At 60.9% G+C, this 12,272-nt stretch carries 13 protein-coding genes; 6 read left to right on the plus strand and 7 right to left on the minus strand.

The window, feature by feature from the left end; all coding sequences use genetic code 11:
* Positions 1-51 precede the first annotated feature (51 nt).
* From BSE24067_RS04315 to BSE24067_RS04335, 5 genes are all read right to left on the minus strand, one after another.
* Positions 52-1,194 (minus strand): DUF7146 domain-containing protein, encoded by a 1,143-nt coding sequence (locus BSE24067_RS04315; RefSeq protein WP_151062632.1) that lies wholly within the window; start codon positions 1,192-1,194, stop codon positions 52-54.
* A gap of 435 nt (positions 1,195-1,629) precedes the next feature.
* Positions 1,630-2,184, minus strand: a complete 555-nt coding sequence (locus tag BSE24067_RS04320) for a single-stranded DNA-binding protein (RefSeq protein ID WP_151062634.1) — start codon at positions 2,182-2,184, stop codon at positions 1,630-1,632.
* Between the two features lie 11 nt (positions 2,185-2,195).
* Positions 2,196-3,035: a hypothetical protein gene (locus tag BSE24067_RS04325; protein ID WP_151062635.1), complete on the minus strand. Its 840-nt coding sequence runs from the start codon at positions 3,033-3,035 to the stop codon at positions 2,196-2,198.
* Complete coding sequence (locus BSE24067_RS04330) at positions 3,023-3,472, minus strand: hypothetical protein (protein WP_062911817.1); 450 nt, start codon at positions 3,470-3,472, stop codon at positions 3,023-3,025. Before BSE24067_RS04330 ends, BSE24067_RS04325 begins: the two co-directional genes overlap by 13 nt.
* A 112-nt stretch (positions 3,473-3,584) precedes the next feature.
* Positions 3,585-3,947 (minus strand): hypothetical protein, encoded by a 363-nt coding sequence (locus tag BSE24067_RS04335; RefSeq protein ID WP_062911816.1) that lies wholly within the window; start codon positions 3,945-3,947, stop codon positions 3,585-3,587.
* A 425-nt stretch (positions 3,948-4,372) separates the two neighbouring features.
* Between BSE24067_RS04335 and BSE24067_RS04340 the strand changes: the two genes are divergently transcribed.
* The 6 genes from BSE24067_RS04340 to BSE24067_RS04365 all read left to right on the plus strand — a co-directional run bounded on the left by BSE24067_RS04340 (position 4,373) and on the right by BSE24067_RS04365 (position 9,588).
* Positions 4,373-5,074, plus strand: coding sequence for a nuclease-related domain-containing protein (locus BSE24067_RS04340; RefSeq protein ID WP_151062636.1), 702 nt, complete (start codon positions 4,373-4,375; stop codon positions 5,072-5,074).
* A gap of 230 nt (positions 5,075-5,304) precedes the next feature.
* The gene (locus BSE24067_RS04345) at positions 5,305-6,540 is read left to right on the plus strand and encodes a hypothetical protein (RefSeq protein ID WP_062911814.1); all 1,236 of its coding nucleotides are present in this window, start codon (positions 5,305-5,307) and stop codon (positions 6,538-6,540) included.
* A 52-nt stretch (positions 6,541-6,592) separates the two neighbouring features.
* A complete protein-coding gene (locus tag BSE24067_RS04350; protein WP_151062637.1) occupies positions 6,593-7,792 on the plus strand; it encodes a FlhC family transcriptional regulator in 1,200 nt (399 codons plus the stop codon).
* Positions 7,782-7,979: a hypothetical protein gene (locus tag BSE24067_RS04355; protein WP_062911812.1), complete on the plus strand. Its 198-nt coding sequence runs from the start codon at positions 7,782-7,784 to the stop codon at positions 7,977-7,979. Before BSE24067_RS04350 ends, BSE24067_RS04355 begins: the two co-directional genes overlap by 11 nt.
* 7 nt (positions 7,980-7,986) lie before the next feature.
* On the plus strand, positions 7,987-8,352 hold the full coding sequence (locus tag BSE24067_RS04360) for a hypothetical protein (RefSeq protein WP_151062638.1): 366 nt from the start codon (positions 7,987-7,989) through the stop codon (positions 8,350-8,352).
* A gap of 222 nt (positions 8,353-8,574) precedes the next feature.
* Positions 8,575-9,588 (plus strand): CAP domain-containing protein, encoded by a 1,014-nt coding sequence (locus BSE24067_RS04365; protein WP_151062639.1) that lies wholly within the window; start codon positions 8,575-8,577, stop codon positions 9,586-9,588.
* A gap of 877 nt (positions 9,589-10,465) precedes the next feature.
* Here BSE24067_RS04365 and BSE24067_RS04370 read toward each other — a convergent pair.
* Complete coding sequence (locus tag BSE24067_RS04370) at positions 10,466-11,668, minus strand: hypothetical protein (RefSeq protein WP_151062641.1); 1,203 nt, start codon at positions 11,666-11,668, stop codon at positions 10,466-10,468.
* 10 nt (positions 11,669-11,678) lie between these two features.
* Positions 11,679-12,272, minus strand: coding sequence for a type 4 pilus major pilin (locus BSE24067_RS04375; protein ID WP_151062642.1), 594 nt, complete (start codon positions 12,270-12,272; stop codon positions 11,679-11,681).

The raw sequence follows: 12,272 nt of genomic DNA on the forward strand, positions 1-12,272 counted from the left end.
GTATCCCCACCGGGTAAGATAAAAATGTGCCGACGAATGCCGGCGTCGAAATCACATCGCTGCACACATTCCGCTACTGCCGGTACGCGACAGGTTCCGCCTCCGCGATTCTTCGCGTGCCAGTTGCCTGGCCCGCACGAGATCACGCTTTTGGGCCCGCCGCTGGTGCTGCAGTTTCCATACGTCGCAGAAATCCACGCCCTCGACCACTGACTTAACGATCGAGACGCGCTTGCCAAGCGCACGAATGCGATCTGCAAGAAGCTGCGCATGATGTTCGCCCGGCCTGACGCCGCGCCGTTGGTCAACCTTGTCGCGATCGGCGTAGATGATCACGTGGTCGTAATCGTCCCAGTTGATGTCGGCGCGCTCGAGGCCACCACAATTCAGCAGGCAGCGGACTTCGATGCGATTCTCGTACCGTGCGACGACCGCAAAGCCAGTCTCGGCGCCCTCCACCAGCGCCAGGGTGCGAGACCTCGTCGTGTTAAGCCGCACCGATGACCCAAAACTGCCGGCCGGCGCACTCATCTCCAACTTCGCTCGCGATTTCCCATTCTTGGTGAGAAAGGGAACCTTCTCCCCGTCGGCCGTGAGGTAGGTGCGATGGACACGCCGCGGCTTGCCGGCCTGCGACCGTGCTCGCTGAAGCATCACGGGAAACTTCCCCTGCTTTTTGCCAAAGGCGTCGACGTACTCCATCCCAGGGTGACAGCGCACGTCGCGCCCGATCCACTCGAGCCGTAGCCCGGGAATCCGCGTCGAAAGGTAGGTCCACGCGGGCGAGTCGACCGTCACCGGAGCGGCACCGTCCCACGCAGCCTGCATGTCGCGACACTTCTGCTCGTCGGTTTTTTCGGGCCGGACCGGGACAGGCTTCGCCTTGCGCACCATCGCGGGGGGAATCCCGCCGTTGTAATTGTCGGTCTCGAGCTCGTAGAAGATCTCGCGATACGGCTTGCCCGTCACCTCATGGATCAGCGTCGCCCCCATTCCACCCTTCAGGCAGCGGGCGCAATGCCAACCCCCGTTGGGGTCTCGTTCAGGCGGGAAGATCCGGAAGGTCTCCTCGCCATCGCAAAGCGGACAGGTCCACCACCGCCCTTTTCCACTCAAAAATCGGCTGTCGATGTAATGCGGAAAAACATTGGTCCAGTCGATGGCCGCGAGATCCAGCTTCTTCAGCTCTCCCATGATTCGTCCTCCGTTCGCACAACGGCGAAAACGCGTGCATCCGCCACCCATCGGATAGCAGGCACTGTTGAATCAACAAACCTTCCTACCGCCGCGAGCTCCAACGGGACGTCGAATCGACGCGACAGGCAGAGCCCCGCGCGGGACGAAAGGCAAAAACACTTCACGTTCACGGATCTCTCCAGTTGGACTGCGGGTTTTTCGATGCCTGAGACAGGCGCAGAAACGCTTGCTCAACGAAGCCGCGCGCGGGCGCGTCGGCTTGGTTCAGCAACGTCAGCGGAACAGGAAAATGCGGGAGGGAAGGAAGACGGCGTGCGATGTGCCCGAAGGCACGTCGCACGCTATAGGTGAGAAAAAACGGGAGGGAGAATCGGGATGGTGAGCCCTTGCGGGAAACCCTTCGAATCAGACCGATTTAATTAGGGTCTGATACTAAAAAGGGATGTCGTCATCCATCTCGTCGAAACCACCACCACCGCCATACGACTGCGACTGAGCCGGCGGGGGTGCCGAGTGTTGCGGACGCGCCGCAGCGTTTGCTGGCGACTGACCGGACGGCTGTCGTGAGGCCGGGGCGCTTGTATGACGACGCGTGCCCTGCTCGAACTCGTTGTCGCCACCGTGGCCACCGCCGTCACCGCGACCGCCGCCGTTGCGGCCGCCGAGCATCTGCATCTGGTCGGCGACGATCTCGGTCGAGTAACGATCCTGCCCGTCCTGGCCTTGCCATTTGCGAGTGCGGATGCGGCCTTCGACGTAGATCGAGCTGCCCTTTTTCAGGTACTCGCTCACGATCTCGGCCAATCGGCCGAAGAATGAGATGCGATGCCACTCGGTCATTTCCTTGTAGTCGCCGCTCGCCTTGTCCTTATAGCGATCGGTCGTCGCGACGCGAACGTTCGCGACCGCGTCGCCGCTGGGCAGATATCGCACTTCCGGATCGGCGCCAAGATTGCCGACGATGATCACTTTGTTAACAGATGCCACCTAGAACTCCTTCACGTGGTAATCGACCACAGCCACTTGTCCCACATGACTTGCTGGCCGTTTTTCAGAATGGGGGAGCCGTCTTCCTTGCGGAAGGCCGGCACTTTGATCTTGCGGAGGCGCTTCACAGTGACGATTTCACCGACGCGGCAACCGCACTCGTTGATCGCCTCTTTCAAGCCTTCTCCCTGCAGAACACGCTCGCCGCTACGCGTATCGAGACGCAGCGCGAAAGACGTGTAGGTGGAAGCCCTTCCGGGACGACGATTGGGAAACTCCTCTTCTCCCCAGCCGGTAATCCGGCCTTTGACGGCGGCTGATTGGCCCACGTCATCGCTGCGAGTACGATGAGTTCGAAACCTACTGGACTCGCTTGTGGACTCTGCGTGGTGCCGCTCGTCTTCGGCGTCAGTTGCCGGTTGCTGCGCATCTAACGCCCGAGGCGACCAACCGTCCGAGCCTGCAGCGGTTGAAGCGCCTCCCAAAGCAGAAGACGCCGGCACGCTTGCGCGGCGGATCGCGGTCGCTATCGCGTCCTTCAGCGAGACCGAGTGCTGATGCAGCATCGCCCAGTGCGGCGCGAGCGCCGGCAGGATCTTCGTGCCGAACATCGTGTCGCCAGGTGCGTCATCGAACGCGGGCACGAACTCGACGACACAGTCGCCCTCGTCGACGAACAGATGGATGACTCCCTCGATCGTCACGAGCGTCTCGTTGTCCGCGCCAGTGCCGACAGCTTTCGCGCTGCCGCATGCTGACGAGCGCGGTTCGACCGCCGACACCGATGCCCGAGGGCTGCCCGGGAAGGCCTGAGCGAGCACGCGCGTGAAGAACATGGCTACACCGCCCATTGCGCCTCCAGCGAAAGCTGACCGCTGCACCAGCGATTGAGTCGGTTGAAGTCATAGTTGAGCAACGGAACATCGCGGATCGCGTCCTGCATCGCGCGCGGTCGGACACGACCGAGTGCGCAGACGATCGAGTAGGGAATCGCCCCGGTCCATAGCTCCATGATCCAGCCGAGCGTCGCGTAGTAGTCGACCTTGTCGACCGGCCGGTTGCACAGCCGTTGATGCAGCATTTCGGCGCAGTCGATCAACGCCTCGGGGACGTTGTCGCTATGCCGGCTGTCGAGAGCGAAGAAGACCACGGCCTCGGCGAGCTTCTCCCGCACGTGCGGCTCCCAGCGATCGGGATCCGGCAAAGGATCGGGTTTGGGTGGAGTGATGAGAATCGGCGAATCACCGCCGAACATGTCGAGCTGCCAACCAGCAACTTGCGGTTTCATGAGCGTGCTCCGGATATCAACCGGGCACCTCATTCCCCTTACCGGGAACGTGGTTCCCGGTGGGAGATAGGACGACCATGCGAATTGCTTCGCACGGTCGGACTGGGGCGACTTACTTCGTGCCAGTTTTCAGATGGTGGGCATTCGTCTGGTTCGACGAAGCCTTGATGGGGATGACAACTGCGGATTTCGCATACTGACGTTGCGGGGCAACCGGTGCCTTCCCATCGGAATGCACAGGTGCGACGGCACTTCGGTTCGCGTGCCGCGGACTCTCGTCAGCATCGTGACGATCGGCGCTATCACGCTCGGGCTGATGCGATGCTTTCTTCGCGCCATTCTTGAAGTGGTTGTACGCAGCACCCGCCATCAACAGCGCGACGATGATCGAGTGCGCCGCGATGTAGACCGCCAAGCACAGTGCGAGGAACTTGACCGGCGATTTGAACGCGCCGCTGAAAAGGGACTTCAACATGTTTCTCTCCAGAGAAAATCGAACAAGGGAATGTCCGGACAACGCCCGGTGGTTTCGATGCTCGGAACGAGCAAGGAAATCGGCGCAAAGCGCTTTCGTCTGCGACCTCGTTGGTCAACACACGAAATCGCTCAAGGCCGATTAACTGGGAAGGCGCGGGCAAGCCGCGAAATGGCAGAGCCGGATGGCTCAGGAAGGTCGATGCGTCGGAAACGCGTGATAGAAGTAGGGTAAGCCGCACCAACGCACGGTGCACTCGGAATGCTCGCCAATCGCGTACAGCTTTGGCCGAACCGTCCGAACGCAACCGGTTGTGGGGCAAAACCGAGAATGCTCCAGAAAATCGTATAGCTTTCTCCGGAACTTGACTTCGAAAAATCGGAGACAAACTGGACGCGTCACTTCATCAACCGAGGCGCATCCCAATGTTCTGGATTCTCATCGTTGTCGCCAGTGTCTGGGCACTGGTCAAGCACTACGCGAAGGCCCATCCCCGTCGCCAATCGCCTCCCCCGGTTACCAGGAGCCAGGCATCGGGCGATGCTGGCGAGGCGCGCGTGCTCGGCGAGCTGCGCCGCGTCCTGTCGCAGCTCTGCGGCAACGACTTCTACGTCCACCCCACTGCGCTGCTGCTGCTCCACGCGCCTGGCACCGAGTTCCCGACCGCCGAAGTCGACCATCTGGTTGTCACGCCGTTTGGCATCTTCGTGATCGAGACCAAGAACTGGGCCGGCACCATTACGCCTGGCAGCAGCGCCGATACGGTCGTGTGCCACCTGCCGAGCGGCAAGCTCGAGGAACGGCGCTCGCCGATCAGCCAAAACCGGGCCAAGGTTGCCTTCCTCCGCGGCACGTTGCCCTCCGTCTGGAACGTCCAGGGCCTCGGCGTCTTCGCGAACGACAACCGCTCGCTCTCCCCCAACCTGCCGCTTGCGCTCGTCACTCTGCCCGATCTGGGCTACTGGTTGCGTACCCAACGAGATCGCCACGCGAAGTCCGGAAATCCGAACATCAACGTGCGGGCCGCGTGGAGCGTCGTGCGCCGCCTGAGCGTGGACGACCCGACCGGATCGGCGCTATCGGCTCACCGCCATAAAGTTGCCGCAGATTCATCCGTAAACATATGACCACCGGTTTACATTTTCTTACAGTCTGTAACTTCTAGTTTCAGATCGCTGACGCGCGCCATTTGGCGAAAGACACATTGTTTCGTGCAGCTTTCGCTTCTTGGCACTGAAAAGCGCCGCGTAAGCTGGTGCAGGCCGCCAGGTCTCAATTCCGTCGGACGGGGCGTCACCCGATCCGGCAATCCGCCGAACCCGTGCCAGGGAAGGCCCAACCTCTACTGGAGAGCGCTTTGTCCAAGAAGCCGCCGAAGAAGCCCGAAGACGACGAGAACTTCAACCCGACCGTTCCTGACAATGCCACGTCGGCGGACGGCGATCTCGAACTGAAAGCCACGTTCGCGCATGTGCCGGACCAGCTTGAACTCACCACCGCCGCCCGCGAGATGTTCACCGGGCTGCCGGACAGCCTGATTAGAACAATCATTCAGGAAAGTGAGGAAGTCGCCCACTCGACGCGCAAGATCCTGCAGGAGCACATGCGGATCGGTGGCAATTTCGCCCACATCCATGCATCCGTCATCGGCCATTTCGTCAGCACGCAAGGCGACAACCAGAAGGTCAGGAACCGGGCGGCCGAGCTGGTCTACTCTTTCCTCACCAAGGTGTTCCAGAAGTCGAAGTCGTCGGTCAGCCTGTACATCCGTGTCTACAACAAGTTCTCGAGCAACATCGGCGCGGTCGAAATGTTGACGTACAGCGATATGTCGCTGCTGGTGCACAACCACATCGGCGACGACATCATCGAGAAGGTGATCGAAGCGAAGCGCGATGACCCGACGCTCACGAAGAGCGAAGTCAAACAGCTCATCGCGACGCTGGAAGACCAAATCGCCGGAAAGGACAACAGCATCGAGGAGGCAACTTCGCAACTGCATGCCACCATCGGCCGGCTGGACGACGCTCAGAAGGAAATCGACCGCCTGTCGGCCGAACTCAGCAACGTTCGGCAGGAGCAATCTCGCGAGAAAGTGAGAGCCCAGGAGACGCAGGTTTCCCTCGCATCGACCGGCAAACAGGTCGCGACGCTACAACAGACGCTCGCCAACAAAGAGCGCGAGGTCGAGCAGCTCACCGCCGATATCGTCAGGCTCAAGGCGAACCCGGTGAAGACTGAAGTGCCGGTACCGACCCTGCCCGAGTCCTACACGAGCCTTCAGGAAGCGGTAAAGGACAAGCTCGCCGAACACGAGGCCATCGACCTTCAACTTCAACAAGCCAAGGCGGAATTGTCTGACCTCGAGGCACGTGCGAACGAGCAGCGCGCAGCGATCGAAGCGAGCGAGGTGCTCGAAAAGAAGATCCGCGGCCTGATCGACACCTTCAGCTCATTCGTGCAGGACTATCACAGCGCGCAGTTGCTCGCGACAGCAGACGGAAACCCGGCCCGCTTCAAGCCGCTGTTCCAGGCCTTCAGTGACCTGATCGGCAAGTTCCACGGTGAGGTGACGGCGGCCGTACGCGCCTGATTTCGCCCGGGCCACGCTTTATTGTTGTGCAGTAGAAGAGAGACTCAGAAAAATGGACAAGAAAAACTCGCGCGAGACCTACCGTTCGATCGAGCGACTGTACGTACCCAACTGGTTGGCCGAGCGCATCCAGGTGACAAACTTCGACCTCGTCGATCAGATGAGATGGCTGCTCGAAATGAATGGGGATTTCAACGACATCCTCGCCGTCGAGCGCAAAGAGATCGACCACGTCAAACATAACGAGGAGTCGTTGCGCAACCTACTGCGCACGCCGTTCCTGATGGTCGCGCCGACCCTCGAGTCGGTCGAGGACTGGCGCTGCTTCGTCGACGACACCCCCACGACCATCGCGGTCGACCAGCTGATGCGCAAGCTTCCCCCGCTGGACGCGCTCGCGAAGTTCTCTGTCGAACAGCACAACCGGGTCTTCCTTGATCTGGTCACGAGCGTCATTCACCTCAGCGTACTGGCCGCTCCGCTTCTCGGGGTTACGACCGTGGTGGTCGCCTACCTCGCGTCCGTACCGACCTACAAGCTGCGGATCGCACTCGGCCGAATGAACGGACTGCCGCTGTTTCGTTGGCGCTTCAACACGCCGACCTTCTGGTATCAGTTCACCGCCAGTGATCTGACCGACGAGATGGTGGCGCACCAGATCATGGCGACTTCGCCGATCAGGATGAACAGCGCGCCCGGCAAGGCCGGCTGGAGCGAATTGCGCTTGCCCCGCGAGAAGAACGAGACGTACGCACATGCCCTGATGGCATATGGATGCCGCGCGTCCACGGCCGCCAGCCTGTTTCGCCTGAATCAGAACGCGATGCGCCAACGGTATGTCGAAATGCATGGCACCAGCTCACCGTGCGGCAACACGCCGAACTCGCTCAACTGGTTTGTCGAGACGCCGACCAATCGCCTGCACGGCACGATCTTCACGTGGCTGTACCGCGCGGCGCTCGCTTCAGGCGCCAACGCACCGCAAGCGCTGATCGCAACCAACGACGTCTACCAGCAGATCTTCGGTGGCCAACACGCAATCTCCGTCGACCGCGGCTGCAACCTTACGCGGGCGATGGCCGCCGATAACCGGCTCACGATCGCACCGTGCCGGACCTGCCGCACGGAATACATCGTCAGCAACAACGATACCAAGATCGAAATGCACCATAGCTTCGATTGCCCCGCCTGCACGGGACAGCTTGGCGCGAAGCGACGTAGCACCAAGGCGAGGACGCGCAATGGCGAATGACGATAATTGCGCGGCGCCTCACGCCCTTCCGGACTTGCCGGCAAGCCTGATCGTGATCAACGGCGATCGCCGGCCGCAGTTCGCATGGTATGACGCCGAAACCGAGCAGTACTACTCCGAGGCCGACGGGCGCGTCATCGTCGACGTCCAAGCTGCGCTGCCGTGGGCAGCGGTCTATGTTCACTAGAGGGCACATGGACGATCTCGCCTACCTGGTCGCCGAAAGCAACGCCGCGTGGCTCGACGGCCGCGGCGATGGCCGATTCGAGCGCTACGAACGGTTCTATCAAGCGCAGCGGGAGACAAGGGCGGGGTCGTTCGAGCTCGAGCAGATCAATGAGGCTTATCCCGATTGGGTTGGAAGTCAGCCTCCGCCGGTGCTTGGAATGCTGGCCAAACCGTGGTTCGGTAAGGTGCTGGTCGCCCTCACCTGCATGTACGTCGGTGCTGCAGCCGTCCCCGCCGTGTCAATGGCAATCCCGTATAAATCAACCGCGTTGCTGGGCGTGGCGTTCATCGGCCTGCGGATATTCCACTGGAAGCGGCGCAAGTCCCGATGACGGCAGACCTTGACTCCCGCCTGATGGCGGGATTTTTTTGCCGACTCGCCATTAAGTCTGATGAAATTTAACCGTAATTTAGAATTGGCGTTTTTTTGGCTCGCCCAAGCCATTTCGAAAACTGGGCCGTCGGCCACGCGGACTTGACTTCGCGGCCACGTCGGTAGGATGGAATCAAGGGTTCGCGGTGGGCGAGCCCAACAACAATACGAGGACCAACAAATGAAGAAGATCACGACCATCAGTCTTTCCGCACTCGCAGCGGCATCGCTGCTCGCGCTCGCCGCATGCGGCGGCGGTGGCGATGGTGGCAGCACGAACACCGGCTCGACGGGCAACAATCCGAATCCGTCCAACCCCGGCACGCCGTCGACGACGGTCCCGGGCACGGTCGACAGCCCGCAATATGCGGCCGGCAGCGCGCAGCTCGCGGCGCTGAATATGCTGAATCAGTACCGCACGCAATGCGGGTTTCCCGCGCTCAAGCAAAACACCGTGCTTGACCAAGCTGCGCAGGCACATGCCAAGTACATCGGCCTCAACAACGCGGTTACGGATAGTGAGGTGTCGGGCAATGCTGGGTACACTGGCGCAACCTATGCAGATCGGGCAGTCGCCGCAGGATTTCCAGTGGGCGTGATCGGAATCGGGGCGAGCGGAGCGAACGCTGTCTTCACTACCAATTTCAACGCTACTGTTGCCGGTCAGCAGTTTGTCGACTCTCTCTTAGGGGGCGCATATCACGCCGTCGTAGCGACCTTCCCGGTTGATCTCGCGGGCTTTGGCGAATCGGAAACGCAGACCACCTCCGGATCCTACACATTTACTGAGTCGTGGCAATCGGTCAGCATGTATAGCGCCAAAGCGCAAACGCTCCAGGGTGGCCCGAAGACGTTTCCGTGCGATGGCGTAACGGGCGTTCCCTACCGTGGCATCGGCGAAGTCCCTACCCCTCCGAGCGTGTCTTCGTCCGGTTGGGGCACGCCAATCACGGTGATGGGGAACCTCACCGACGTAATCGTTTTGCAATCGGCATCGGTAACCGGATCTTCGGGAGCAGTCGCAATTCAGGTGCTGAATTCCGACTCTGATCCGAATAAACTCGTTGGCAAGTACCAAGCTGTAGCCTATCCGACTTCCCCGTTGCAGCCCAACACCACCTACAACGTGACGCTCAACGGTACAGTGAACGGGACAGCTTTCTCTCGAAGCTTCAGCTTCACGACCGGAGCGTAAGCGTATAACAAGCCTTCGGCTCCAACGAAAAAGCGCCCTCTCGGGCGCTTTCTATTTGTCGAACACTGAGCCTAGTGGTTGCATTGGCCGTTGGGTGCACCGGTCGGATTGATCCAGAAGTTATCGACGCTCCCCGTCGACCGATTCACATAGCAGAACGCTTCCCACGTGTTGCTCTGGTGGCATGCGAGCTGATACAAGTACCACGGGCCGGTCAATCCGCCATAGAAAACCACATACCGATCCGCGCTGAAGCCGCCGCCATATGGGTAGTTAGGGTTCTTGCCGGGTATGCTGGTCCAGTCCCTCCACTGGTTACTGACTCGGAACGGGGCGTTCTGCGTTATTTGCCCGTCTTGGTTATAAAAATTCGTCTTATCTGCATCGCTCATCCTATAGCCATTCGCTACGGCCGTGCAGACCTGATTTGGATCGACAACTACAGGAGGCGGCGGGGTAATTTTGGTGCATCCTGGCTGAGTCCAACTTGAGCCGGTCCAGGACGACGGCACAGAGGTGTCAAAGCCTGCCGGACACTGCGGCTGAGCCGCATAACTGCACTGTGGTTCAGACCATCGGGCCCCCTGCCAAACTGAGGAGACCACGGTCGTCCAGCCCGCGCCTGTTTGACACTGCGGCTGCGGAATCGCCCCGTTACGCAACGGAGCCGCGCACGTGGAATCCTGATAGCCCGGGGTGCAAGGGATCGGCGCGCATGCCTGCCGCATTCCGATATATGCACCGGCCTTGTCGTAGAACGGATACGACCGAAGACCGAACCCCGGCTGGCACGATCCGTCAGCAAATGCGCTGCTCGCAGCGACGGACATCAGCGCTGCCAATGCCCACTTCATCCAGCTTTTCACTTACCTCTCCCTCAATACGAACAATAAGTTTCGACGACGGCTGTACCGCTGATCCCGTTACCGTTGCCGTCGGTAATGAACACGGTCCAGGGTCCGCTGCCCGAAGCGGAAACATTAACGGTCGCCGTCGGATTTACGTAGAAGCTCACCGGACTGAAGACGATTTGCGGCGTCCCACCGGTAGCGCAATTCGGCGCCGGAACGCCCCAACCGTTCTGGACCATGAAGTACCCGTGCCGGAGCGCTGGCCCACCAATCGGTAACCAGGCGTGATCCTGACACGACAGCATCTGCCCACGACCGTCGCTGTTTTGTGCCATCGCGCCATTTGTCGGACACCACGCGCGCGGCGTTGCAACCGCACCCGGTGTGATCGTCTGCGTCACCTGCAGCTGGCCATTCACGGTGCTGTCGCCTGTCGAGATCGGCGCCGGCGCAGACCCATCCGCGTTCTGCACGACCAGCGTCCCCGGGCTTCGCACCGCGTTGCTGACCGCAACGTTCGACGCAGCAAGCGTCGGCGCGGCGATCGTTCCGGTCGCGTCGATGTTGCCGACGTTGTGCAAATCGACACCGTTGACGTCCTGGCTGCCCGTCCATTTCAGCGAACCGTCGCGCCGGATGAAAACGGCATTCCCGTCCGATGACGGGCCGTTCGTTGCCATCACGATGCCGGCCGGCGCGCCGGGAACGGGATTCGTCGCAGTCCAAGAACCATTCAGCCCCTTGATCGTCGCCGGGTTCTGACTCGTCGAGAACCCGAATCCCGTGCCAGCTGCTTGCGCGACTACCCCCGCGCCGGCCACGTCCGGAGTTCCGCGCCTCGTTACGGGCTGCGACGAATAGAAGACGTAGCTGACCTTGCACGACGTCGTGCTGGTGCCGCAGTCGTCCGGACCAACGCTCATCTGGATCATGTAGGAGCCGCCCCAGAACGGCCCGGCCGCGTAGTCCGCCTTCAGGTATTGACCAGCGCGCAGTTCGGCGAACGTCGGCGGTGTGATCGGCGTGGACTTCCCGCCAACCATCTGTGCCACCAACGTGCCGTACTTGTCCGTCACCCAGTTCGACAAAGCAGTGTTGATCGCCGCCTGGTTCTTGCCTTCGACGCTCAGCACGTCATGCCGGCGCGTCTCGACGTCACGCTGGATGGCTTGCAATGTCATGAGCCCTGCAGCGACCAGCACGACCACGACTTCAATAATGCTGAGCATCGGTCTGTCCTTAGTTGCTCTTCGTCGCGTACATCACAATGCTGGCGGTCGCGCCCGCCGATGAGCACGCCGTGTTCGCAGCGGCCGAGCTATAGGCGGTCGTCGGACTCGAGATCGTCGTGTTGTTCACCTTGACCATCGTGTACGCCGCTGAGACCGTATCGGCCGAAAGCGCACAAACTGTCGCCGGCACGGGATACGTTACGGCAACCGCGTCATTCGTTGCCGTCACCGTTGCAGGCGCTGCTGAAACGCTCCCGCCGAAGAGTCCCGTCAAGGCACCTGACGTCTTGTTCAGGCGTCGACCCGCGGTATCGAATGCTCGCCCCTGCGTAAGCGACTGCATCGTGACGGACGAGAAGTCGATCTCGCTCGCGGTCGCGTCCTGAATCCCGCTCCGGAAGTACTGCGCCTCGCTCTTGAACTGCATCGCATGAATACGGTCCATCACGTATCCCCAGCCCATGTAGACGAGAAGCGCGATCAGTGCGCCGCCCGCCATCACGCCCGCGGCCTCGACCAGCGACAGCTCCCCTTTCTGCTTGCGACGGCCCTTCCCGATGTAGGGACGCTTGCGCGGCTGCTGTTTGTTGTGTTCGTTCAT

It is taken from the genome of Burkholderia latens, from assembly GCF_902499045.1.
GTDB classification, from domain to species: domain Bacteria; phylum Pseudomonadota; class Gammaproteobacteria; order Burkholderiales; family Burkholderiaceae; genus Burkholderia; species Burkholderia latens.

Excerpts from the sequence above, each read along its gene's own strand:
- BSE24067_RS04315 (WP_151062632.1), bottom strand. The coding sequence starts at position 1,194 with ATGGGAGAGCTGAAGAAGCTGGATCTCGCGGCCATCGACTGGACCAAT.
- BSE24067_RS04325 (WP_151062635.1), bottom strand. The coding sequence starts at position 3,035 with ATGGGCGGTGTAGCCATGTTCTTCACGCGCGTGCTCGCTCAGGCCTTC.
- BSE24067_RS04330 (WP_062911817.1), bottom strand. The coding sequence starts at position 3,472 with ATGAAACCGCAAGTTGCTGGTTGGCAGCTCGACATGTTCGGCGGTGAT.
- BSE24067_RS04335 (WP_062911816.1), bottom strand. The coding sequence starts at position 3,947 with ATGTTGAAGTCCCTTTTCAGCGGCGCGTTCAAATCGCCGGTCAAGTTC.
- BSE24067_RS04340 (WP_151062636.1), top strand. The coding sequence starts at position 4,373 with ATGTTCTGGATTCTCATCGTTGTCGCCAGTGTCTGGGCACTGGTCAAG.
- BSE24067_RS04350 (WP_151062637.1), top strand. The coding sequence starts at position 6,593 with ATGGACAAGAAAAACTCGCGCGAGACCTACCGTTCGATCGAGCGACTG.
- BSE24067_RS04355 (WP_062911812.1), top strand. The coding sequence starts at position 7,782 with ATGGCGAATGACGATAATTGCGCGGCGCCTCACGCCCTTCCGGACTTG.
- BSE24067_RS04360 (WP_151062638.1), top strand. The coding sequence starts at position 7,987 with ATGGACGATCTCGCCTACCTGGTCGCCGAAAGCAACGCCGCGTGGCTC.
- BSE24067_RS04365 (WP_151062639.1), top strand. The coding sequence starts at position 8,575 with ATGAAGAAGATCACGACCATCAGTCTTTCCGCACTCGCAGCGGCATCG.
- BSE24067_RS04370 (WP_151062641.1), bottom strand. The coding sequence starts at position 11,668 with ATGCTCAGCATTATTGAAGTCGTGGTCGTGCTGGTCGCTGCAGGGCTC.
- BSE24067_RS04375 (WP_151062642.1), bottom strand. The coding sequence starts at position 12,272 with ATGAACGAACACAACAAACAGCAGCCGCGCAAGCGTCCCTACATCGGG.